General features: G+C 67.7%; 18 protein-coding genes. 3 read left to right on the forward strand and 15 right to left on the reverse strand.

Annotation, left to right across the window (positions count from 1 at the left end; genetic code table 11):
- The 13 genes from VB716_RS07905 to VB716_RS07965 all read right to left on the reverse strand — a co-directional run.
- A partial coding sequence (locus VB716_RS07905; protein WP_323270181.1) for a hypothetical protein occupies positions 1–290 on the reverse strand: 290 nt, incomplete at its 3' end.
- Entirely contained in the window at positions 290–4,285 is a 3,996-nt protein-coding gene (locus VB716_RS07910; RefSeq protein WP_323270182.1) for a hydantoinase B/oxoprolinase family protein, read from the reverse strand. The genes VB716_RS07905 and VB716_RS07910, both read right to left, overlap by 1 nt.
- A 5-nt stretch (positions 4,286–4,290) precedes the next feature.
- A complete protein-coding gene (locus VB716_RS07915; RefSeq protein ID WP_323270183.1) occupies positions 4,291–5,265 on the reverse strand; it encodes a GNAT family N-acetyltransferase in 975 nt (324 codons plus the stop codon).
- Positions 5,266–5,341: 76 nt separating this feature from the next.
- Complete coding sequence (locus tag VB716_RS07920) at positions 5,342–6,532, reverse strand: DUF3419 family protein (protein ID WP_323270184.1); 1,191 nt, start codon at positions 6,530–6,532, stop codon at positions 5,342–5,344.
- Positions 6,533–6,543: 11 nt separating this feature from the next.
- Positions 6,544–9,303, reverse strand: coding sequence for a PEP/pyruvate-binding domain-containing protein (locus tag VB716_RS07925; RefSeq protein WP_323270185.1), 2,760 nt, complete (start codon positions 9,301–9,303; stop codon positions 6,544–6,546).
- A 2-nt stretch (positions 9,304–9,305) separates the two neighbouring features.
- Positions 9,306–10,268: a hypothetical protein gene (locus VB716_RS07930; RefSeq protein WP_323270186.1), complete on the reverse strand. Its 963-nt coding sequence runs from the start codon at positions 10,266–10,268 to the stop codon at positions 9,306–9,308.
- Positions 10,265–10,762, reverse strand: a complete 498-nt coding sequence (locus VB716_RS07935) for a hypothetical protein (protein ID WP_323270187.1) — start codon at positions 10,760–10,762, stop codon at positions 10,265–10,267. The genes VB716_RS07930 and VB716_RS07935 overlap by 4 nt, the downstream gene beginning before the upstream one ends.
- 16 nt (positions 10,763–10,778) lie before the next feature.
- Entirely contained in the window at positions 10,779–11,798 is a 1,020-nt protein-coding gene (locus tag VB716_RS07940; RefSeq protein WP_323270188.1) for a hypothetical protein, read from the reverse strand.
- Positions 11,789–13,060, reverse strand: a complete 1,272-nt coding sequence (locus VB716_RS07945) for a radical SAM protein (protein ID WP_323270189.1) — start codon at positions 13,058–13,060, stop codon at positions 11,789–11,791. The genes VB716_RS07940 and VB716_RS07945 overlap by 10 nt, the downstream gene beginning before the upstream one ends.
- Positions 13,061–13,200: 140 nt before the next feature.
- Positions 13,201–13,689, reverse strand: a complete 489-nt coding sequence (locus VB716_RS07950) for a YajQ family cyclic di-GMP-binding protein (protein ID WP_197156407.1) — start codon at positions 13,687–13,689, stop codon at positions 13,201–13,203.
- Positions 13,690–13,736: 47 nt separating this feature from the next.
- The gene (locus VB716_RS07955; protein WP_197156405.1) at positions 13,737–15,089 is read right to left on the reverse strand and encodes a diguanylate cyclase domain-containing protein; all 1,353 of its coding nucleotides are present in this window, start codon (positions 15,087–15,089) and stop codon (positions 13,737–13,739) included.
- Positions 15,090–15,092: 3 nt separating this feature from the next.
- The gene (locus VB716_RS07960) at positions 15,093–15,968 is read right to left on the reverse strand and encodes a sigma-70 family RNA polymerase sigma factor (RefSeq protein WP_323270253.1); all 876 of its coding nucleotides are present in this window, start codon (positions 15,966–15,968) and stop codon (positions 15,093–15,095) included.
- Between the two features lie 286 nt (positions 15,969–16,254).
- Positions 16,255–19,152: a chemotaxis protein CheB gene (locus VB716_RS07965; RefSeq protein WP_323270190.1), complete on the reverse strand. Its 2,898-nt coding sequence runs from the start codon at positions 19,150–19,152 to the stop codon at positions 16,255–16,257.
- A 343-nt stretch (positions 19,153–19,495) separates the two neighbouring features.
- Between VB716_RS07965 and VB716_RS07970 the strand changes: the two genes are divergently transcribed.
- Together VB716_RS07970 and VB716_RS07975 are read left to right on the forward strand one after the other, a co-directional pair.
- Positions 19,496–20,560 (forward strand): AraC family transcriptional regulator, encoded by a 1,065-nt coding sequence (locus tag VB716_RS07970; RefSeq protein ID WP_323270191.1) that lies wholly within the window; start codon positions 19,496–19,498, stop codon positions 20,558–20,560.
- Positions 20,561–20,642: 82 nt separating this feature from the next.
- Positions 20,643–21,116, forward strand: coding sequence for an MAPEG family protein (locus tag VB716_RS07975; protein WP_323270192.1), 474 nt, complete (start codon positions 20,643–20,645; stop codon positions 21,114–21,116).
- Positions 21,117–21,143: 27 nt separating this feature from the next.
- Here VB716_RS07975 and VB716_RS07980 read toward each other — a convergent pair whose 3' ends face one another.
- On the reverse strand, positions 21,144–22,058 hold the full coding sequence (locus VB716_RS07980; protein WP_323270193.1) for an SPFH domain-containing protein: 915 nt from the start codon (positions 22,056–22,058) through the stop codon (positions 21,144–21,146).
- Between the two features lie 58 nt (positions 22,059–22,116).
- Between VB716_RS07980 and VB716_RS07985 the strand changes: the two genes are divergently transcribed.
- Entirely contained in the window at positions 22,117–22,536 is a 420-nt protein-coding gene (locus tag VB716_RS07985) for an NfeD family protein (RefSeq protein WP_231597958.1), read from the forward strand.
- Between the two features lie 13 nt (positions 22,537–22,549).
- On the opposite strand, the gene VB716_RS07990 is transcribed toward VB716_RS07985, so the two are convergent.
- Positions 22,550–23,062, reverse strand: a complete 513-nt coding sequence (locus tag VB716_RS07990) for a DNA recombination-mediator protein A (protein WP_197156386.1) — start codon at positions 23,060–23,062, stop codon at positions 22,550–22,552.
- Between the last annotated feature and the right edge of the window lie 55 nt (positions 23,063–23,117).

Below are 23,117 nucleotides of genomic sequence, written 5' to 3' on the forward strand. Positions count from 1 at the left end.
GCGAGGCGGTCCTGGCTGGCCACCACCCCCCGCGGCGACCAGAGCGGATAGAAGCGCTGCCGTCGCTCCTGCAGATCGGCGGCGGCCGGCTGGGGCGGGCCCGGAACGGCAGCGGCGAGCCGAGTCGATTGTTCAAGGGCTGAGGCCGAGCCGATTGGCTGGCCCAGAAGGGCCAGGACGCCTGCCGCTGCCAGAACGCCAGTCGAAGGGCGAATGCCGCCTCGGAGCTGGGCTCGGCGGTTGCCCTCTCGGAGATGGTGATGGGGGGAGGGCCCGGGTGAGCGGTGCATCAGACGTCTCCCTGCTCCATGGCGCCAAAGCCGCCGCCGCCCGGAGTTTCCACCACCAGCCGATCGCCGGGCTCCACGGCAAGCTCAGCGCAACCGGCCACGGCCTCCAGGCTCCCATCGGCGCGCCGCAACCGATCGGTGCCGCACAGGCCCGGCTGTCCGCCCGCCAGGCCGAAGGGTGGCACCCGCCGCGAGCCGCTCAGCAGCGACACGGTCATCGGCTCCAGGAAGCGCAGGTCGCGCACCACCCCATCCCCGCCGGGCCAGTGGCCGGCACCCCCGCTGCCGCGGCGGATCGCAAAGCGCTCCAGCAGCACCGGGTAGCGGTCTTCCAGGATTTCCGGATCGGTGAGGCGCGAGTTGGTCATGTGGCTCTGCACCGCCGCCGCTCCGGCGAAGCCCCGCCCCTGACGATCGATGCCGGCACCGGTGCCGCCACAGATGGTTTCGTAGTACTGGCAGCGGTCGTTGCCGAAGCTGAGGTTGTTCATCGTTCCCTGCGCTGCTGCCATCACGCCCAGGGCGCCGAACAGGGCATTGGCCACCGCCTGGGAGGTTTCCACATTGCCGGCCACCACCGCCGCGGGCGGCTGCGGATGGAGCAGGCATCCCGGTGGCACCACGATCTCCAGGGGCTCGAAGCAACCCTCGTTGAGCGGAATCTCCTCCCCCACCAGGCAGCGGAACACGTAGAGCACCACGGCCCGGGTCACGGCCAGGGGCGCGTTGGCATTGTCGGGCTGCTGGGGGGAGGTGCCGCTGAAATCCACTACGGCCCGGCGGGCCTGCCGATCGACCCGAACCGCCACCTGAATCTGGCCGCCGTGATCGAGTTCGACCCTGTGCTGTCCGCCCTGCAGGCTCTCCAGCAGGCGGCGCACCGCCGCCGCGGCGTTGGCCTGCACATGCCCCAGGTAGGCCTGCACCTCCTGCAGCCCCTCCCGCTCGATCAGGCTCTGCAGCTCCCGCACCCCCAGCTGATTCGCCGCCACCTGGGCCTGCAGATCGGCCAGCAGCTGACCGGGGTTGCGCACCGGTGGTGTGGCACTGCCCAGCCGCTCCTCCCAGGCCGCTCGATCAAAGTGGCCGCCGGCCAGCAGCGGCACGTTCCTCAGGAGCAAGCCCTCCTCGCCGATGCTGCGGCTGATGGGCGGCATCGATCCCGGCGTGATGCCGCCCACATCGGCGTGGTGGCCGCGGCAGGCCACGAACAGGACCGGCGCGGCACCGCCCGCTGCCCCGGCGAACACCGGCGTCACCACGGTGATGTCCGGCAGGTGGGTGCCGCCGTCGTAGGGGTCGTTGCTGGCGATCGCATCGCCGGGGCGCAGGGGCGGCAGGCGACCCGCGGCCACGGCCCGCAGCAGGCTGAGCACGCTGGCGCCCATCGAGCCCAGATGCACCGGGATGTGGGGGGCGTTGGCCACCAGCCGCCCCTGGTGATCAAACAGGGCGCAGGAGAAATCGAGCCGCTCGCGGATGTTCACCGACTGGCTGGTCTGCTGCAGGCGCACCCCCATCTGCTCGGCGATGGCGGCGAAGCGGTGGTTGTAGAGCTCCAGCCGCACCGGATCGGCAGCTGCCCTGAGCTCGGTTTTCGCCGTGGGGGCTGCCGGATGGGCGGGCTCGGCTGCTGAACCGCTGGATGCTGGCGAGGCGGACGCGATCGCCTGCAGCAGCAGCTCGCCTCCGGCCAGGGCTCGGGCTGACCAGCCGGGTTCGAGCACCACCATGCCGGTGGTCTCGGCGATCAGGGCCGGGCCGTTCAGGTCACCGCCGCCCTTCAACTGGTGGCGTTGCAGCAGCGGCACCCGGCACCAGCCCTGGGCCGGCAGATACAGCCGTGCGGTGTCTGCGTCCTTATCGGGTTGTGGATGGGGCTGCGTTGCTGGCTCAGACCCGGACCAGGGCCCGAACGCGGATCCGGACTGGGACTTGATCTCAGACTTGGTTTTGGACTTGGTCTCGAACTTGGTTTCTGACTTGGTCTCGGCTTCGGACCGGCCTGAAGGCTGGCCTGGGCTGCTTCGATCTCGGTCCACAGGCCCGGCGCTGGCCGGCTTCGCTGAACCCCGACCACTCACCACCTCCAGCTCCAGCAGCTCCACCATCAGGGGCAGTTCAGGCATCAGGGGCAGTTCAGGCAGGGGCAGATCAGGGGCGTTCGCCTCCTCCGCCCGCTCTTCCAGGGGTGTTGTCGAGGCTGCCGAGCTCCCGGGCACATAGCCGAAGCGCCGTTGGTGGGCGGCGATGAAGCCGCGCCGCAGCCCGGCCAGGTCGTTGGGCCAGCTCAGCCGCAGCCCCTGCTCACTGCCCGGCAGCCGCAGCTCCAGCTGCACCTCCACCGCCAGATCCACGAGGGAATCGCCAGCGGCCTCGAGCCGGGCCCGGCCCTGGGCCAGCAGCTGCTCCGCGTGGCCGGGCAGTGCCTCGAGCAGGGCGGCATCGAGGGGTTGGCGCAGGTTCCGCTGCAACAACTGCCGTTGTTCGGCCAGCCCGATGCCATAGGCCGACAACACGCCGGCGAGGGGGTGCAGCAGCACCCGGCGCACCCCCAGAGCTTCCGCCAGGCGGCAGGCATGCTGACCGCCGGCGCCGCCGTAGCAGACCAGCACCGCCTGACGGATGTCGTGGCCGCGTTGGATCGAGATCCGCCGGATCGCCTCAGCCATCCGCTCGATCGCCACCGCCAGCGCGCCCTCGGCCACCGCTTCCGCCGTGTAGGCCGTACCCATGCAGGCGGCGCCCATGGCGGCCGCCAGAGCCGCAAACCCCTGCTCGACCACGCCCCGATCGGGGGGCTGGTCGCCATCGACGCCGAACACCGCCGGAAAGTGCGTCGCCTGCAGGCGACCGAGCAGCAGGTTGGCGTCGGTCACCGTGAGGGGGCCGCCGTTGCGGTAACAGGCCGGACCCGGATCGGCGCCCGCCGAGCGGGGCCCCACCTGCAGCCGCTCGCCGTCGTAGTGGAGCACCGACCCGCCACCGGAGGCCACCGTGTGGATCGGCAGCCGGGGCGCCTGCAGCAGCAGGCCGCCGATCTCGGTCTCGGCGCTCCGGTCCCAGGCCAGGGCGCCACGGCCGGGATCGAAGTGGAACACATCGGTGGAGGTGCCGCCCATGTCGAAACCCACGATCGGGCTCGATCCCAGCCCCGCCGCCTCGGCCACGCGCACGGCACCCACCATGCCGCCGGCGGGGCCGGAGAGGATCGTGTCCTTGGCATGGAGCTGGCGTGGCGCGGCCAGGCCCCCGCTCGACTGCATCACCCGCAGGCGCGTGGCCGTGCCCAGGGCCGCCTCCACCTGGGCCAGATAGCTGCCCAGCACCGGGGCGATGCTGGCCTCGGCCAGGCTGGTCTGGCAGCGAGGCAGCAGCCGGGGCTGTGGACTGAGCCGATGGGAGAGCACCACCGGATCGAAGCCGAGCTGCTCCAGCCAGGCCCCCAGCCGCCTTTCGTGGTCGGGATTGCGCACGCTGTGGAGCAGGGCCACGGCACAGCCGCGGATGCCCTCGGCCAAGGCGGCACGCAGCTCCGCTTCCAGGCGTCCATCCAGCTGCAGGGGGCGCAGCTCCGCTCCCGATGCCGTGAGCCGACCCTCCACGGCGATCACCCGCTCCAGCAGGGGCTCGGGCCGTACGATCCGCAGCGCGAACAGATCCGGCCGGTGCTGATCTCCGATCCAGGGCAGGTCGCTGAGGCCCTGGTTGATCAGCAGCACCGCCGGCTGGCCGCAGCGCTCCAGCAGGGCATTGGTGGCCACGGTGGTGCCCAGACGCACCTCCTCGATCAAGCCGGCGGGGATGGGCGCCTGCTCCGCCAGCTCTGCCATCTGCCTCAGGGCCCGCACGGCGGGATCGCCCCGGCGGTGGGGCTGCACCGACAGCACCTTGGAGACGTGCAGCTGGCCCTGGGGATCGCGGCCCACCACATCGGTGAAGGTGCCACCCCGGTCGATCCAGAACCGCCAGCCGGAGGCGGGCTGATGCGTCATGCCGATCACTCCCCCGGGCCGGGGCCGAGGCGGCGGCCCAGCAGCACGTAACTCCTCAGGGGGCGAGCGTAGTGCCGGCTCAGGGCCTGCCCGGCTCCGTTCTCCAGCATCAGGGCATGCACCACCTGCCGGAAGCCCCGCTGCTGGGCCGCGGCGTGGGCCTGCTCCAGCAGCAGCCTCCCCAGCCCTGCCCAGGGGCGGCCCGGCAGCACCGCCAGGGTGCGGATCACCAGGGTGGTGCCGCTGGCATCGGCGGGATGGGCCAGCAGCAGACCCACAAGCTGCTCGCCGGCGAAGGCCAGCAGGCTGCTGTGGGGATCGATGCTGGCCAGGCCGCCGCTCTGGAGCTGGAGCCGGCAGAAGGTGTCCAGGGGCAGCGGCAGAAACCAGGGTTGCCGCTGGAAGGCCCGATGCAGCAGGCCGTGGACCTGGGGCAGCAGAGCCTGGACCTTGGCCAGCCCGGCCGTCGCGTCGAGCTCCGAGGCTCTGCAGATCCGCAGGGTCTCCAGGCGGGTGGGCCTGCCGCGCCGCCGCCGCTGGGTGAGGTCGTTGCAGAGAAAGGAGTGGTAGCGCTGTTGCACGCGGAAACCGCAGCGGCTCAGGGGCGCGATCCATTCGGGGCCGGGCAGGGGCTCGCCCGCGAAACCCGCCAGCGGGTCAGGTGCTGCAGCTGCCGGACTGATCGGCTCGCGGCAGCGGTAGGGCTGCCAGCTGCTGCCGTTCATCGGGGCCAGCACCTGGGTGCAGCCCTGCGTCTCCAGGCGCTGGCAGGCGTGATCGAGCAGGGTGCGGGCGGCGGTGAGATCGGTTGCGAAATCGGTGGAGAGATCGGCGGCGACAGCATCGCCGCCGGTGGGTTGGAACGCGCTCGGACCACGGCCAGACAGGGCGCCGATCGTTCCCAGCCGCCCACCGGCGATGGTCGGCGTGTGGTTCCACCAGAGGGTGCAGCGGGCCCGCTCCCGCCCATCCACCACCACCCTCCAGGCCTCATCGCCGGCCAGCAGAGGGCTGCCGGCCAGGGGATGGGTGCCGGCCGCTGCAGCCGAGCCTGGATCAAGCGGCAGAACGGCGGCGTTGATCGCAGACCTCCCCGGCCAGGCTCCAGTCCATCCTGGCGTCCGCCACCACCAGGCGCTTGTAGAAGAAGACCCGGTCGCGCCGGTGCAGCTCCGCTGCCAGGTCCGCCTGGTCCTGCCAGCTTGCCGGCGGCGCCAGGCGGCAGTCGCGGTCGGCGTGGCGGTTCCAGCAGACCAGGCGGCCACCTGGGGCCGAACGGCGGCGCAGGGCGCCCAACAGCTCCGCCGTGGCAAGTGGCGACTGGTAGTCGAAGAGGTTGCTGAGGTTGAACCGATCGAAGCGCTCGGACGGGTGGGTCGAGGCCAGGTACGCCTCCAGAGAGGTGGTCTGCAGGCGGAGCGCCGCCAGGTTGCGGCGCACCAGCGGCACCACCTCAGGCCGCAGGGCCCGGGGCAGATGGGCCCCGAAGCGGCCCCTCAGGATCCAGTGCAGGTAGGGATTCTCGGCGGGATCCAGGGCGATCAGGGCATGGCGCAGGCGCTCCACCAGCTGCCGGCTCTGGGAGCCCTTGCCGTAGAGCACCTGCTGCGGGCTGGTGCCCAGTCCGCCCAGCAGGAGACGCGAGAACACCAGATGGAGCAGCAGCCGCTGGCCGCGGCTCTGCCAGCGGCGCTGGAACCAGGCGCTGCGTTCCTCAGCATTCAGCCCCTCCAGCAGCGCCTGCCAGCCGTCGGGATCCGCCAGGCGGGGCACGATCCAGCGGCGGAAACGGGCCAGGTAGCGCTCAAACCGTCCGGCCTGCAGCACCCCCGCTGCGATCAGCTGCGGCTGCCGGTCCCAGAACCGCAGGGAGGCGGCATCAAGCTGCTCGCGGCAGCGCCGGTAGAGCTCCAGCCGATGCAGGCCCACGGCTGGTGAAGACGACTGCGGGCCCGCGAGTGACAGCCCTCCGGCCGCTGGCTCCTCAGACTGTTCCCAGGCCCCCAGAAACACCAGCAGGTCGCCCGGATCCAGGCAGCCGTAGGCCGCAGCCTTGAGGGCGAGCAGGGCGATCTGGGCGGGATGGCGGTCGATGGCGACCACCTGGCTGGCCCCTTCGGCGAGCAGGGCCAGGCTGTTCTCGCCGCCCGAGGCGATCGACAGCACCCGGCTGCCCTGCAGGGGCGCCAGGGCCTCCACCAGCCGATCGGCATCCTCCCAGCACTGGCCATAGAGCAGGTGGGACATCCTTGGCCCCATCACCAGGTGCCGGCTTCGGGGCCAGCGCAGCGGCGGACCAGTCCGCTGCCGCCATCGATCTCCAGCCAGTCGTCGTTCTGCAGCAGGGAGCTGAGGCCGGCCAGCTCGGTGACCATGGGCAGCCCCAGTTCCCGCGCCACGATCGCCACATGGGAGAGCACGCTGCCCCGCTCCACCAGCAGGGCGCAGGCCTGGGGGAAGAGCAGCACCCAGCCCGGATCGGTGCAGGCGGCTACCAGGATGCGCGGTTCGTTGGCGGTGGCCCCCGGCTCCTCCAGCCAGGCCCGCGGATTGCTCACCAGTGCCACCTTGCCCCGCACGCGCCCGGGGGAACAGGCCGTGCCTTGCCAGACGGATTCAGCGGTGGATGCGGCCACCTGTTCTGCGGCCGAATCCCCGGGATCGCTGAGGGGAGAGGCTGGCTTCGGAGGCGGCGGCAGGTCGAGCGTCGGCAGGCCCCGGGTTTCAAAGCGCCGCGGCAGGGGCGGCTGACGGCCGTGCCGCTGCCATTCGGCGCGGCGCAGGGCCACGAGGCCGCGCAGGTCTGTGGTGGTGCCATTGCCCTCCACCACCGCCATCACCTCGTCCACCTCCAGGAAAAACACATCCTCGGCGCGGTCGAGACGATCGAGGGCGGCCAGGCGACGGCCCAGCTCCAGCAGCAGGCGCCGGGCCAGGCCGAACACGCGGGTGCGCTCGAAGCGCAGGTTCTCCCGGTTCGCCACCAGCCGCCGCAGCTGACGACGTAATTCGAACAGCAGCCAGCGCTGGGGCCCGCGCAACACCCGTGCGGACTGCAGAGGTGCCGAGTCCGTGGCTTGAGCCGTGGCCTGAACCTGAGCCCTGGCCAGGCCTTGAGCCGGAGTCTGGTCCCGTGGAGCGGCCGGTCCCGAGGAAGTTCCCTGTTGGCTTCGCGCCGTCATCGCGGCCGCAGCAGCAGCAGCGGCCCCGAGGGTGCGCAGCAGGGGCAGGGGATCGTCGCGGAGGGTGAGGCTCTCGAGCTTGAGTTCCTCCAGGCAGCGATCGCCGAACACGGCGAGGTAATCGTTCAACGCTGCCTCCAGCTCGGGCACGCTGGCCAGGGCGCGGCGGATGGCCGGCAGGGAGCCGCGCCGCAGCAGGGCCACCAGAGCAGGCTGCTCCACGCCCAGTTCCACCACCAGCGCCGCCATCGCGGCGATGCGACGGGGCGGTTCGCTGCTGATCACCGATCCGATCTCGCTGATCCAGGCATTGCGCAGGCCCCCGCCCGCATCGAGGCCCCAGCGTTCCAGCAGGCGGCCCAGTACGCCGTGCAGCACCATGGCGTAGAAGTCGTTGATCAGGGGTGCATCCCAGCGGTTGAGCAACTCCGCTTCGATGGCGCGGTAGCGCTCCACCAGCTGATCCGGCCGGGCTTCCGCCAGCGCCGTGGCCTCGTGGGCAGCGGGCAGCACCCGATCCAGCCGGGCCAGAAAGTTGCGCCGCCGCCGCTCCAGAGTGAGGTAGTTGCCCAGCAGGGAGCCGCTCGCCCTCACCAGCCGCAGCAGATCCCGCAGGGGAGGGACCGGTGGCTCCAGCCGCAGCCGCTCCCGTTGACGGGTCTCCAGTGGTTGCTGCACCCCCAGCATCTGCTCGAGGAAGGCGGCATTGAGCCCATACCCCGGCAGCAGCGACAACACCCGGTACCAGCTGTGGAGGTTGTAGTAGATCCGCCCCTCCAGGAAGCCGATCATGGTGGCGAACACCCGCCGATGCCGGCGCACGCGGCTGGCGGGCACCCCCATGAACAGACAGAACTGGGTGTAGACCTCCGTGTAGGCCTTGCGGGCGAAGGAGAAGGTGAGCGGGGTGGTGACGCCGCTGTAGCTCTCCACGATGTTGCTGTTGTCCCACAGCGCCACGACACCGTCGGGATCGGCGACCCGCGCGAGGGTGGTGATCGGTCGGGCCTGCAGCAGCCAGAGGCGCTCCGGCCCCCCTGGGTGCTCCGGAGCCTCCAGGGCCCATTCCACGTCCTGGGGGGTGCCGCAGTCGCGGGCGACCTGGCGTACCAGGTGATGCACCGCCAGCAGACGGGCCCTGTCCAGCAGGGGGCGGCCGGCCTGGAGGGGGCGACTCTCCAGGACCCGGTCGTCCCAGCTGAGGTGGTACAGGTCGCCTTCGGCCGTTCCCGCCAGCAGATCGGCGGCCACGCCCGCCACCGCCTGGATCACGGTCACGCCCCGCTGGCCGGTGAGGGGATCGGCGCTGAACGCCACCCCGGCCACCAGCGGGCGGAGCATCGGTTGCACCAGCACGGCTGGCGCTGTGAAGGGGGCTGGGGTGGAGGCTGCTGCCGAGCTGTAGGCCCGCACCGACGGCTCGAACGCCGAGGCCCACACCGCCAGCACCGCTCGAGCGAGGTCGTCTGGCTCCACCTCCAGCACGGAGGTGTATTGCCCCGCAAAGCTGCGCTGTCGTCCGTCTTCCTGAGGCGCAGAAGACCGCACCGCCAGCCGACCTCCGCTGGGCAACTGACTCTGCACGGCCCGGCGCATGTCGGCCTCCAGCCAGTCGGGCAGGCGGCGGGGGCAGGGGTGGTCGGGTTCCAGGGCCAGGGCGAAGGCCTCCGGCAGGATCACAAGCGCCGGCCCCACGGGATGGCCCAGGCCTGCCAGCCGGCGCAGGGCAGCCGCCTTGCCGCCCAGCCGTTTTGCCAGCTCCTCCTCCCGTTCCGGGGTGACCTCAGGCCCTTGCTCCAGGGGGATCCACCAGGCCTCGCGGCCATGCACCTCCATGCTCAACCCCGTCCCACCAGCCATCCAGGCCAGCCCAGGCTGAGGTAGAGGGCCAGGATCCACAGGGCCGTCGCCAGGGCCAGGGGTTCGGCGCCCCCCTCAGCGGCACCTTCAAGCAGGGCCGGTAGCCGGCGCAGCCGCAACCAAAGCACCACCAGGAGCGGCACCAGCACCAGCGCCACCAGGGCACCAGCCTGGATCTCCATCACGCCACCGCCGACAGCCATCGCCGCCAGCAGCGCCGCCCCGCCGGAGGCCAGCAGGCAGCACCACCACAGGGTCAGAGCCGGCCGCAGGCCCCAGAGGGCGCTCCAGGTCTCGACCCCCGGCTCTTCGGCGATCGGTGCCCGGATCTTGCGACCGAGTTCGATCACCAGTCCGGCCAGATAGGCGGTGATCAGATAGAGCAGCAGAGGGACCGGCGGCAAAGCCCCGCCCTGGACGGCACCGCTCTGCAGCCCGATCAGCAGAAGGGCCAGCAGCGGCACGATCACCATGTGGCTCAAGACGTAGACCACCAGGTGGGCCTTCAGCCAGCGGCGACAGCCGAATTCGGCGCACATCAGCAGCAGGTAGCCCCAGAGCACGGCCAGAGCCCCCAGAGCCGTGGGCGCGATCGCCAGCACCAGGGCCAGCTGCACGGCCGCAGCCACTACCCCCACCCCGGCCAGCTCCCGCAGGCTCACCAGCCCGCGCGGCACCGCCCGGTAGGGCCGCCAGCGACGGTCGTCGTCCAGGTCCTTGAATTCATCGGCAATGCGCATCTGCAGAAACAGCAGCAGGGCCACCACCGATCCCGCCAGCAGCGCCGGAACACTCGCGGCCCTGGCCTGCAGGGCGGCGCCGTAGCCCACGGCCGCGCCGCTGAACACCAGGATCAGTGGTCCATGCTTCAGCAGGGGAAAACGCTCCCGCTGGTATTGCCACAACCGCCGCGCCAGGGGGGATCGGATCACCCCGGTCATGGCTGGGTTTCGGTTGGGTGGGAATCGGCGGGGCGGGAATCGGCCAGGGCCGCCTCGATCTGCACTGGATTCCAACCGGCACGGGCCAGATCCTGACGGATCCGCTCCGGTGCCATGCCCTGCTGCCGGGCACGGCCGGCATAGGTGGTGAGCCGCGTCACCACCGGGTCGCTGCCCGTCGCGGGCAAGGTCAGGGGCCGCCGCAGTGGGCCGGGCAGGATCAAATTCAGCATCCAGCCGATCAGCAGGGCCAGGGCAAGCCAGAACACCCCGCCGATTCCGGCCGTGCAGACCACCGAAACGAACAGAAGTGCTGCGGCATTGCCCACGGATCCTGTCATCACCACCAGGCCGATCAGCAGCACCGGCAGGCCCAGCAGCAGCAGCCACAGCACGGCTTGTAGCGATGGGGCTTTCCGCCTGGGTGCGGGGGGCTGGGATGGGGTGCCCGGCAGTGACGGCGGTGACGGCGGTGGCGGAGAGGCGGAGGTCATGGATGCATCAAGCCGTTCAGAGATGGTTGTCGATCACGATGTCCCAGTAGCGAACGAAGCAGATGATCAGGGCCAGATAACAGGGAATCGCAAAGGCGATTTCAATCGGAGCCCCCAGCAGCGGAATCGTGAATCCCGAGAAGTTCGCCACGGCGCTGGCTCCATAAACCCGGATCCCCAGGCTCCAGAGGGTGTATTCGATCGGCAGGGCGATGGAGGTGGCCACCATCAGCGCCAGCACGAATCTCTGGGCGATCGGACGGTGCGCAAAGGAAGACGACACAACGGCGGCGGTAATGGCGATCACCAGGATCCAGAGGCCGCTCATCAACACACTGATGTCGCGATAGAGCATCGACCAGGCCGGAAATCCACGGTTGTCGACCATGGGCTCCACCATCACTTCAAACAGCAGCACCGCCACCAGGGTCAGGCCCAGGCCGCGACCCCAGTGAATCCGCCGCATCGGCAGCAGCAATGGATCTTCCAGCACCAGGCACCAGTACTTGTAGAAGCACAGCACCAGGGAGGTGAACACGGGCACGTAGAACAGCAGCTGCAGCGGCACCCCAGCTACGAAGCCCCCCACCACGGCATCCAGCACTTCGGGCGCATAGCTGCGGATGCCCAGGTGCACCACCAGAATTTCCAGGGGCAGGGTGAGCAGCGTGATCAGCAGCAGCTGCACGGTGAAGCGCCGCCAGGCTCGCCAGCGGGGCCGGAGTTGGTCGATGATCTCCACCACCAGCAGGAAAAAGACGCTCCAACCGAAGGTCAGAACCCAGCTGACATCCTGGTAGAGATAGGCCCAGCGGCCCAGGTGGGCGTTGTGCCACATCGGCGCCGTGAACAGCTCGAAGATCAGCACCCCCACGGCCATCAGACCCAGCCGGCTCGGTATCCGATCCCGGAAGCGTGCCAGCCAGGCAAGCGCCGCCAGGCCGAGCAGGATCACGGCGGCCACAAAGCTGAAGGAGGCACCGGTGAGGCTGCGATCCACCGCACAGGCAGTGAGCAGCAGGGGGGTCAGGGCCATGGTGAAGGCTCAGCGGCACTTCCGGCAGACACGGTCTGATCTGGCGAGGGAGCAACCGATGGAACAAGTGATGGAGCAATCGATGGAACAGTGGTGGCCGCCCCGCCCCGCACGGTGGGTTTGGCGCGAAACCCGGAATCCTTCACCTTGCAGCCGCCCCACTTGGCCCGCTGGAAATCTGGATCGTCGCTGAGGCGCTGCCAGACCCGCCAGAGCGGTTCCTGCACGGCATTGCCGAAGATGGCGTGGTTGAAATCACACGACATCACATCGCCATAGGGGGATAGATAGAAGTAACTCGTGCCGCAGGCGCAGCCCACACTGCGGTGGCTGCTGATGTAAGCCGAAAACACCACGCCGGGATAGCGCGGATCCGCATTCCAGCCATCGGCCGAGCGGATCATCCGCTCCACCCAGTCGTCGCCACCGGCATGGCCCTCGCGATCCACCAGATCATCGCGGTGCTGCAACCGACCGCTGGGCAGCGCATCGAAGACCAGCACTTCGTGGGCACCGACCCGGCGGGCCAGCTCCACCAGCCGCTCCAGTTCGCCGGCGGCATAGTCCTCCGGGGTGAGGGTGGCCGAGATGCCCACCGACAATCCCTGCCGGCACGCCGCCCGCAGCCCCTGCAGGGCCCGCACGAACAGCCCCGGCAGGCCCCGGCGCTGGTCATGGCGAGCCGCATCGGCGGCATCAAGGCTCACGTAGACGCTGTCGAGGCCGGCGCGGCGTAGGGCCACCGCCTGCTCCGCCAGATGCCAGCCATTGGTGAACAGCAGCACGGTGGAGAGATCCTTGTCGACGCTGCGGATGATCTCGCTCAGATCGGGTCGCTGCAGCGGTTCACCGCCCACCAGGTTGATGATCGAAACGCCCAGCTCCTGGGCCTGACGGATCAGCTCCCGGGTCTGCTCAAGGCTCAGCAGCGGGCGCCCGGCTTCCTCGACGCCCTGATAAAAGCTGCAGTGGCTGCAGCGAGCGTTGCAGCCGTCGGTGACGGCGAGACTCATCAGATTGGGGATGTTGCGATTCTGGATGCCGCGGTAGAGCGTGCGGGCAATGAAGTGATGGGCCGGGCGGCTGAACAGTGCCGGGGTGGAGAGGGAATAAACAGGAAATCCATCACGAAAATGGATGATCTTGCTGTGATTCAAATAGATGCGGTAGAGCACATCCACAAAATCATGGGCACTGCCCAGGCCATGGCTGAGCAGGAACCAGCTCAGCCGTAACTTCCGCAGCAGGGCGAGTCCGCGCATCGTGCCGCAACGTTCCGACTCTTCAAGGTATGGGGCCCGTCTGCGCCTGGACGTTTCTAACGATTATCTTAAGAAAGCCGCTGGCGCCTCAGGGTCCTGGCGCGGCCTGGGCTCAGTGTTTTCAGTTCAGCGGTTTCAGTTCAGCGGTAGTTCTCGAACTGGAGCGGCACCTCCAGATCTTCGCTCCTGAGCAGAGCGATCACCTGCTGCAGGTCATCCTTGTTCTTGCCGGTGATCCGCAGGCTTTCGCCCTGGATCGCCACAGTGACCTTCTTGATGGTGTCACGCACTTTCTTGCTCAGCGATTTGGCCAGCTCCGGGCTCAGACCCTTGCGGAGGGTCACCACTTGCCGCACCCGGTTGCCACCGGCCGGTTCGGGAGTCTGGAAATCGAAGATCTTGAGCGAAAGATCCCGTTTGGTCGCCTTCTGGCGCAGCACGTCTTCCACCGCCTGCAGGGTCATCTCGCTGGCGGTGGTGATCACCAGGCTGGTCTCCTCCAGCTCGATTTCGGTGCCGGAGTCCTTGAGGTCGTAGCGCTGGATCACCTCGCGGCGCACCTGATCTATGGCGTTCACCAGCTCCTGGCGATCGAAATCGGACACGACATCGAAGGAGTAGGAGCTCATTCGCGCAGAGAGTGAAGGCCTGAAGCAAATCGTATGTGTCTGGCGGCTCAGCAGCAGCTGGCCAGATCCGGATGGGCAGCCTGCAGCGGCGGCACTGCCACGGGAAAGCCCCGATTCCCGCCCTGGGACTTGGCCTGGCGCAGGGCTCGGCAGGTGCGGCTGAGCAGATCTTCGGGGCAGTCGCCCGGCTGCTCGAGGGTCACCCCCACGCTGAGCCGTGGCCGGATCCAGTGGCCGCTCACCGGCAGCGGCAGTGCCAGAACCCTGCGGATCGATTCGGCCAGTTGCACCACTTCCTCGAGGCTGCCCATGCCGGCGAAGACCGCCACCAGCTGATCGCCGCCCAGACGGGCCATCAGATCGCTGGGCAGCACCAGCCGGCGCAGGCGATCGGCAAGGGAGCGCAGCACCTGATCGCCGGCCTCGCGGCCATAGCTCTGGTTCAGGAGCCTGAACGCATCGAGATCCCAGCAGGCCAGCCCCACGGGCTGGCAGCGGCGCCAGCGGGAATGATCCAGCTGGCTCAACCGTTGCACGAGAGCCGTGCGGTTCATCAGGCCTGTGAGGCGATCGCTGCCGATGCCGGCCTCCCCCTGTGGTGCCCGTCGATGGGAGCTGTCGCCGTTGATCCGCTCTGCGGCGGCCCCATCCTGAAAGGCAAGAATCCAGCCACAGCAGGCACGTCCCTCGCCGGCCAGGGGCCAGCAGAGGCAGCGCATCCATCGGTCGGTGCCATCGCTGGCCCGAAGGCGCAGCACACTCTGCTGATCCGGGCAGAGGGCGAAGGCCTGGGCGGGATTGAAGTCCGGCAGGAGATCGACGTCCGGCAGGAGTTCAGCGAGGCTGCCACCCAGCAGTTGATGGGAGGTCCAGCCGAGCAGGGATCGCACCGAGGGGGTGATCCAGCGGATGCAGCGGTCTGCGTCGATTTCCACCAGAAACGCCGAGAGCGCCTCGGTCAACAGTCGGTGTCGGTAGGTCTCACTGCCCCGATCGAGGTGTACTGGAGCCAGGCCGCTCAGATCGGTGGCAACCAGACACTGGGTCTCGAGGTCACCATTGCGGAGGCCGCTGCTGCTCATCAGGGTGAGAACGGGCTCCCCGTTGCGATGCAGCAGCACCAGCTCGGCCTGTTCGGTGCGGCCTGGAGACACCTGCCGCAGGCGATCGACCGTGGGCCATTGGCTGGAGGGCGTCAGCGCGGTGAAGGGTTGCCCGCAAAGGGTCTCACGGGCATGGCCGATCAGGTCTGCCAGAGCCTGATTGGCGTAGTGCACCGCACCGGAACTGGAGAGGGTGAGCACGCCATGGCCCATCTGCTCGACGATGGCGCGGTAGGGCTGATCGACATCGACTTGAATGATCCTGGCAGCATTGGCAGGACCCAGTTGCGCAGTCATGGCTCAGGCCGTGCAGGGATCAAGAACCGGCGCCAGACAACGGCGCAGCTTCCGAAAGGTCTGCCGCTCCAGATTCTGAACCACACCTTTGGTCAGCCCCATCATCTCTGCGGTGGAGCTCAGGGAGCGACCATCCGGTTCGGCATATCGCAAGCTCAGAAGACGGCGCTCCCGGTGATCCAGTGCATCCACCTGTTCCCGCAACCACCGGTAATCCTCTTCCAGCACCGGAACACGCTCATCGGCAATCGCATCGATGAGGCAGAGATCGTCTGTTGCGCCGGCAATCGGCTGATGCAGGGAGGTCATGCGGCTGTGCCGAACGGCACGAAGCGAGGCCTCCAGCCGCTCCTCCTCCACATCAAGCGCAGCAGCCAGCTCGCGGGTTGTGAGGCTCCGATCGGAGCGGGCCTGCAGCCTATGGGCGCGGCTGACCAGGGTGATCATCGGGACCGGGATGCGGATGGGAGAGCCCGATTCCCTCAAGCAATTGCCGATCGCTTTGCGAATCCACCAGAAGGCGTAGGTAGAAAACTTATAGCCTCGTTTCGGATCAAATCGCTCCACGGCCTCAATCAAGCCCAGGTTGCCGGCCTGCAGCAAATCAAGCATTTCCAGATGAAGGCCATCGAGACGACTGCTGTATCGGCGTGCAATCATCACTACCAGCCTGAGATTGGCGGACACCATCCGGTTTCTGGCTCTCTCCGCACTGCAACGCAGAGCTTTCGTGGGCTGGGGATCCTTCAGCCATTGCTGCACGATGGCGGCCAGGTGAAGTTCCTCTGATGCCGTGAGCAGCGGAACTCGTCGCAATAAATACAAATATTCCGTGAGTCCATCGGACCCTGAATCAAGAGGCAACGGAGAGTATGACATTGGAAGGAAAGATGAACAATCAGGCTTTACGGCGTCTTGCGCCCCTCTTTCAGTCGGCCAGAGTCCATGGGTCTTTCGGGTTGGAAACGTGCCCCTCCGGTATGGAAAGCCGGTGAATGGATCACCTGCTTTTGGTTTCACATTACGCCGGAAGTGCCGATAGATACATCTGTTTGGCGTGGGCTGCACCTTTACGTCAAACAAGCACCTCTTCGATAGTTATCTCGACGCTTGCCGCCGTTTCCTGTACTCCATGCTTCAGGTCTTGTAGGGCTTGCAGGCCTTGTTAGGCCGCCTCCGCTCGCTCCCCGAGGCCGAGGCCAGGCGTCACCTCGGTGAGCGTGCCCACCACGAAACGATCGTCGCCGTCCTTGACGACCCGGCCCGCCTCAACCACCCAGAGCGGCCGGCCTGAGCGGGTGGTGAGGCGGTAGCGCACGGTCCAGCGACCCTGGGTCCAGTCGCGGGCCGCCTCCACGCGGCCACGATCATCCGGCACGATCGCCTTGACGAACCGCTCTGGATGTTCACAGAGTTCGGCGGGGGACCAGCCCGTCAGGGAGTGGATGCGCTGGCTCACGTAGAGAAGCTCGCTCATGCCCTGATTCCACTTCCAGACCACCGCATCGAGGGCATCAGTGAGGCTGGAGAACTCGTTGAGGGCCGCCTCCGCCGCCCGGCTCATCTCCATCAGCTCGGACACATCGGTGAGGGTGACGATGGCGCCGCGGCGTCGACCTTCCAGATCCTGGTAGGGCAGCACCTGAATCAGGTAGGAGACATCTTCACTGCTGGCCTCGAGGCTTTGCCGCGGTTCGCCCTGCAGCACCGCCTCCAGGGCCTCCGGCAGCTGCGGCAGCGGCAGGGTGGTGGGAATGCGCAGCAACGGCTTGCCGAGATCGCTGGCCATCAAGGCGAAGACCCGCACCGCCAGAGGGGTGAAGCGGGTGACACAGAGTTGGCGATCGACGATCACCATGCCCTGGCTGAGCGAACTCTGGATGTTTTCCAGATCAGCGTTGAGCCGCTCCAGCTGTTCGCCGCGGCAGCTCAGCGTCTGGTTCAGCGTCGCCAGTTCCTGGTTGGTGACCTGCATCTCCTCGTTGGAGGCCTCCAGCTCCTCGTTGGACGACTGCAGCTCCTCGGACGAGGCCTGCAGCTCCTCGGAAAAGGACTCCAGATCAGCATTCGCCTGCTCCAGTTCCATCAAGGAGCGCTGCAGGGTCTCCTGACTGCTCAGCAGTTCACGCTCAAGGCGCTGGATTTCGCGATCGAAGGCGGCATCCCGTTCCCCCGGTGGTGCCGTTGTGGTGAGGCCGGCCTCCTTCTCCCCCTGCGGCACAAAGCTGAGCAGCAGGATGGAACGGCCATCCACCGTCAGGCAGCGAAGCTCCAGCCGCACCCACTGGTCGAGGTCTTCCAGATGTACGGCGGTACTGCGTGCGGTGGTGTTGACGGCGGGGGTCAGCAGAAACAGGGCCCTGGCCTCGCTGCGCAGTTCGGGCCGGAGAAACGATTGGGCGGCTGTCGTGAGTCGCCCTTCCGGCAGGCGGCAGTAGGGGGTGATGTCGCCGATCACTTCCACCAGATCGTGCCGTTCATCCAGCACGAGGCTGGGCTGGCAGAAGGCACGGATCAGCACCTCAAGCAGGGCCATGTGCTGCTCGGGGATGGTCTCTCGCAGCACGGTGATCGAACGGGTCGGAGCTGCAGCGAGCCCCTGCCGGCCCGCGGCAGGACCAGGCGGCAGGGGCTGGCGCGCGAGCGTGTCGCCGGAGCGGTGGTACAGGTTCTGTTCCCCATCAGCCACATGGAAACCGCTGATGCGGCTTCCGAGGGCGTCCGCATGGCCGAGGAACAACAGTCCTCCGGGCACCAGGGCAAAACTGAACAGGGCCAGCACCCGTTCCTGAACGGGTGCGGTGAAATCGATCAGCGTGTTGCGGCAGGCGATCAGATCGAGCCGCGGAAATGGTGGGTCCTTGCCCATGTCGTGGCGGGCGAAGACCATGCAGGTCCGCAATGATTCACAGATCACGTGTTCGGCTCCCCGATCCATCAGGAAGCGCTGGCGTAATTCCGCTGGAATCCCAGCCACTGCGGCATCTGGATACACTCCGAGGCGGGCGATCGACAGGCTCTGCTCACTGAGATCCGTGGCGAAGATCTTCAGCTGGGCAGCCAGATCGTGGGGATGGCCGAGCAGCTCACTGATCAACATGGCGATCGAATAGGCCTCTTCGCCGCTGGCGCAGCCCGGCACCCAGACGCGCAGGAAATGCGGTGCCGGGCGCCTGGAGAGGCCATCGAGCAGGAGCCGTCTCAGGGCCGAAAAGGCCTGGGGATCGCGAAAGAAGGAGGTACCTGACGCCAGCAGGGTCTGGGCCAGTGCCTGGGCCTCTTCAGGGTCACCCTCCAGCAGGGGCATGTAGGCCTCCAGGTCGCTGAGCTGGTGGGTCGCCATGCGTCGTTCCACCTGGCGGCGCAGCGACGCCTCGGTGTAATGGGACGCATCCAGACCGGTGGCGCGCTGCAAGGGCTCGATCAGCGCGGACAAGCCGATCGGGGTGGCCGGCAGGCCGGAGCCAGGCGCTGGGGCCTCCTCGGCTGCCGCTGGGGTGAGGCTGTTCAGTCCGGCCAGATGCTGCCCGATCGCGCCCGCCTCCAGCACCAGCACAGCGCCGCCGAGGGTGATGGCTGCCCGCGGCATGGCGCCGAACTTCGCCTCTGCCGGGCTCTGGGCCAGGGTGAGTCCGCCCGCTTCCTTGACCGAGCGCAGCCCGAAGGCGCCATCGCTGCCGGTGCCGGACAGCACCACGGCCACTCCGTTGGCACCCCACTCCCTGGCGATCGAGGCCAACAGCAGGTCGATGCTGGGGGCTGGACCGTAGCGAGGAGCCGGCGCCTGAAGACTGAGGCGGTTCGCCACGACCGTGACGTCGTGGTTGGGCGGAACGATGGCGATCACATCGGGCTGCAGCGGTGCCCCATCGCGAGCCAGGACCACGGGCAAACGGCTGGTCCGGGCCAGCAGCTCGAGCAGGTGGCTGTGGTGGTCGGGATCAAGGTGCTGAGCCACCACATAGGCCTGTCGTCCGCCGGCCGTCAGCTGGCTGACCAGATCCGTCAAGGCCGCCAGGCCCCCGGCCGAGGTTCCGATGCCTACCACCCGGGTGATCGTCATGCCCTGGAAGGTTCTCATTCTTGGCGCACCGCGCTGGAGGAGCACGCCATGTGCAAAGGAGAGCCGCTGATCAACTTCAGCCTAGATCTCTGGATCGGTGATGCATCGGCTGGCGAAAGAGGCCAGGATCCAGGGGCCAGCGGCACTGCCACCAGTTTTTATCAGAACCATGCAAAATCGTTGGTGATGTGCAAGTTGCTGTTCAGCGGACGGTCGGTCCTTTGGCTTCGATCCATTAGCGTTTTCTGACTGTCGAAAACGGCGGTGGCATCGATGAACCAACTCGCGATCAGCCGATCTGCCATCCGATCAGCCTGCGGAATTGCGCTGGTCAGCCCTTAGCGTGGCCACCTCGATCCCGCACCCATTCGAGCCGCACCCCCAGGCCGCCGGTCTTACCAATCCCTTTCAGGCCAGGTTGCTGCGGATTGAGGACATCGCCCGCAGTGCCGAGTTGATCAGCACGGTGGTGCCACTGCAGCAGCTCGAAGCCGCCTCCGCTTCCGTGCCGTGGTGGCACTACGGATTCGAGTCGTCGTTCGGTGGCGTTGCGCTGGTGGCTGGCATCCTTCCCCCCTGTCATCTGCAAACGCAGGAGCACGATGGACTCACCGTTGTGCTGGGCTATGGAGGGGAGCAACGGGTCCGCCAGGAGTCCCATGAGTGGTCCTGTCAGGCGGATGACTGCCTGATTCTCAATGGCGCCGCCTATTGCTGCGACACCACAGCGGTCAGCGCCCTGCTGTGTCACCTGCGGCCGGAACGACTCCTGAGGACGGCCATGGTCATGGGAGGGCTTCAGCATTGTCCAGCGGCCTGGAAGGACTTGATGCAGCAGAGTCAGTGCAGGAAGCTCTCCGCCGACAGCGACGGGCCACCGCTTCAGGCCCTGGTTCGCCAGGAGATCAGCCTGGTCAATCAGCTGGTTGATGCCAGTCCGGTGTTGATTGAACGCCTGCAGGTGGATGAACGGATCTACCGGCTGATGGCGGCGATAATGCTGCCGGACTTGCTTCTGGACAGCCCTCTGGATCGGCTCAACCAGAAGGATCGGCAGGGCCGCGATACGTTTGATGAGTTGCTCGACTATATCAAGTTCAACCTTGCCCAGCCGCTCAATCTCACGATGCTGGAGTCGTATAGCCATTACTCCAGGCGCGCTCTGCAATATGCCTTCAAGGAGCGGTTGGGATGTACGGCAACCCAGTGGATCCGCAACCAGCGGTTGGATCAGGCGCGCCGTTGTCTGCAGAATCCTGCGCCTGGTGATTCGGTGGCTCAGATCGCCACCCAGTGCGGCTATCGCTCGCTCAGCCTGTTCAGCGTCGATTTTCAGCAGCGGTTCCATGTCAAGCCCTCGCAGTTGATGCGGGAGGCCCGGGCCACCCGCCCGCCGGAGTCGCGCTGAAGCTCCTGGGCGTCTGCCCTGCCTTGGGAAGGTGAAAGGAGTCGAGGCTTAGAACGGCTTTCGTTTCTCAGGCCCTCAGCTGATGCCGCCCTTCGCGCTTGCCCTGCTGCTCCCTCCGCTTTCGGCTGCTGCGCCGGGCGCCGCCTTCGCCTGGTCGCTGGTGCTGGCGGGTGCCGTGGTGATCGCCAGCCTGATTCCCCTCGCTGCCGGCCGCAGCCAGGCCGATTTCAGCCTGGCGGATCTCTCGGCGCCGCGGGCGATGTTCGAGCGGTTGCCGGCCTGGGGGAAGCGGGCCCAGTGGGCCCATCAGAACAGCTTTGAGGCCTTCGGCCTGCATGCGCCGGCCTGCCTGCTCTGCCTGATCCACGCCCCGTCGGTACAGGCGGCCGTCCCCTGGATCGCCCTGGCGGCCTGGCTGCATCCGGCTGCGCGCTTGCTATACATCGGCGCCTACCTCGCCGATCTGCCGCCCCTGCGCAGCCTCTGCTGGATCAGCGGCCTGCTCTGCACCGCGCTGCTGTATCTGGCCGGCCTCCAGGGGGTGCTGGCCGGCTGATCGGGCGGGAGTCCGCCCCATGGGTGATCAGCTCTTGTGATCTTGCAGGTCCTTGAGGGCGGCGAGCAGGGAGGCGGGGCTCTGGGGATCCACCATCAACACCGAGCCGCCTTCGGCCCGGGCCATTTCCTGCCCCATGGCCATCCAATCCTTGGCCAGCAACAGCCGCAGGCTTTCGGCTGCGGCTGGATGGGTCTCGATCACCCGGGCCAGTTCCATGGCTGCTGCGGCCCGGGCCGCAGCCAGCACTTTCTGCTGATTCGCCTGGGCTTCGGCCTCCATCACCAGCGCCGTCTTCTTCGCTTCGGCGTCGAGCACGAGGGCATCGGCGCGGCCCTTGGCGCCGTTGAGCTGGGCTTCTCGCTCCCCCTCGGAGCGCAGGATCGCCGCCCGCTTTTCCCGCTCGGCGGTCATCTGTTTCTCCATCGCCTGCTGCACCCCCTGGGAGGGCACGATGTCGCGCATCTCGACCCGGGTCACCTTGACGCCCCAGGGATCGGTGGCGGTATCGAGTTCCTTGAGCAGCGCCTCGTTCACCTCCTGGCGGGTGGTGAAGGTCTGGTCGAGGTCGAGCTTGCCCATCTCAGCGCGGATCTGGGTCAGCACCAGGTTGACCATGGCCGCCTGGAGGTTGTCGACGCCGTAGTAGGCGCGGGCATGCTCGAGCAGTTGCCAATACACCACCGCATCCACCTCGATCGAGACGTTGTCGCGGGTGATGCACTGCTGCGGCGGGATGTCCAGCACCCGCTCCTTGAGCGATTCGTGGCTCACCACCTTCTCCACCATCGGCATCACGAAGGAGAGGCCCGGCGTGAGCTGGCGGTCGTACTTGCCCAGGCGTTCCACCAGCATCGAGCGGCCGCCGCTGGTGATCTTGACGCTGCTGATGCCGAGGACCGCCAGCAGGGCCATGGCGGGAAGGGAGAGCAAGGCTTCCATCGGGTCGCTGCCGCAGTGGCTCCAACCTAGGCAGGATGAGAGCAGCGACAACCCGCCCTTGGCCTCTCTGATCTGGCTTGCCATTGCCGGCGGCCTGCTGCTGCTGGAGCTGGTCGGCGCCGAATTCGACGGTTGGCTGGTGGGGGCCGTGGTGGCCCTGCTCCTCTCGATCATCACCGCCCTGGTGCCCCTGGCTCCTGCCTTGCAGGGCCTGCTGGCTGCGATTCTGGCCGGAGCTGGATACACCCTGCTGTGGCGGTGGTCGCACCAGCGGCGTAGGCGGGCCCTGCCACAACAGGCGGGGCAGGAGACTGCCGAGGTGATCACTGGCTTTGACCGGCAGGGCCAGGGGCGGGTGCGCTGGAACGGTCAGAGCTGGGCAGCTGAGAGCCTCGAGCCGGAGCGGCTCCTTGAGGCGGGCCAACAGGTGACCGTGATGGGCCGCGAGGGCAATCGGCTGCAGATCCTGCCGCGCTGAACCGGAAGGCTCCTCAGTCGAAGAACAACAGGCTCACCACCTTGCCCATGTCCTCGGCGACCCGGCAGCTGGCCAGCAGGGTTTCGCTGTCGTGGAAGGCGTAGCAGATCAGCTGATCGCAGCGGGTGATGATGTCCTGGTTGCAGAGACTGCTCGCCATCGGCAGGGGCAGCTCATCGTGCTCGGGCTTCTCGACCAAGTGCAGCACCCGATCCAGTTGCTCGCGTGATTCGACGGGCTGGCGATCGAGACTCTGGGGCAGCAGCACCGTGAGGCGGGAAGCATCCACCTCCAGCACGCTGCGGATCACGGCGGCGTTGACACCCTGGGCTCCAGAGGTGATCAGGTTGTGACCCTCCTGGGCCAGGGAGCGGGCTACCACCTCCACCAGGTGCACCGAGACCACAGGCACATGGCGGCTGCCGAGGATGGCGATACGCCGCTTGCTGCGGTCCTGGAGCATGGCCAGCTCCTGGGCCAGCGTGTCGATCCGGTCCATGGCCGGCAGATCAAGGGACCGGGTCACCAGGTGCTAATCGCCGCAGTGGTTGGGGTGAAACTAGCAGCGTTCCGGAGGGTTC

This window comes from Synechococcus sp. CCY9201 (genome assembly GCF_034931105.1).
Lineage (GTDB): Bacteria > Cyanobacteriota > Cyanobacteriia > PCC-6307 > Cyanobiaceae > CBW1002.

Bases quoted from the DNA above. Each gene is read 5' to 3' on its own strand.
- VB716_RS07930 (WP_323270186.1), bottom strand. From the start codon at position 10,268: ATGACCGGGGTGATCCGATCCCCCCTGGCGCGGCGGTTGTGGCAATAC.
- VB716_RS07910 (WP_323270182.1), bottom strand. From the start codon at position 4,285: ATGACGCATCAGCCCGCCTCCGGCTGGCGGTTCTGGATCGACCGGGGT.
- VB716_RS07940 (WP_323270188.1), bottom strand. From the start codon at position 11,798: ATGGCCCTGACCCCCCTGCTGCTCACTGCCTGTGCGGTGGATCGCAGC.
- VB716_RS07920 (WP_323270184.1), bottom strand. From the start codon at position 6,532: ATGTCCCACCTGCTCTATGGCCAGTGCTGGGAGGATGCCGATCGGCTG.
- VB716_RS07955 (WP_197156405.1), bottom strand. From the start codon at position 15,089: ATGACTGCGCAACTGGGTCCTGCCAATGCTGCCAGGATCATTCAAGTC.
- VB716_RS07980 (WP_323270193.1), bottom strand. From the start codon at position 22,058: ATGGAAGCCTTGCTCTCCCTTCCCGCCATGGCCCTGCTGGCGGTCCTC.
- VB716_RS07935 (WP_323270187.1), bottom strand. From the start codon at position 10,762: ATGACCTCCGCCTCTCCGCCACCGCCGTCACCGCCGTCACTGCCGGGC.
- VB716_RS07925 (WP_323270185.1), bottom strand. From the start codon at position 9,303: ATGGAGGTGCATGGCCGCGAGGCCTGGTGGATCCCCCTGGAGCAAGGG.
- VB716_RS07950 (WP_197156407.1), bottom strand. From the start codon at position 13,689: ATGAGCTCCTACTCCTTCGATGTCGTGTCCGATTTCGATCGCCAGGAG.
- VB716_RS07965 (WP_323270190.1), bottom strand. From the start codon at position 19,152: ATGACGATCACCCGGGTGGTAGGCATCGGAACCTCGGCCGGGGGCCTG.
- VB716_RS07945 (WP_323270189.1), bottom strand. From the start codon at position 13,060: ATGCGCGGACTCGCCCTGCTGCGGAAGTTACGGCTGAGCTGGTTCCTG.
- VB716_RS07960 (WP_323270253.1), bottom strand. From the start codon at position 15,968: ATGTCATACTCTCCGTTGCCTCTTGATTCAGGGTCCGATGGACTCACG.
- VB716_RS07975 (WP_323270192.1), top strand. From the start codon at position 20,643: ATGCCGCCCTTCGCGCTTGCCCTGCTGCTCCCTCCGCTTTCGGCTGCT.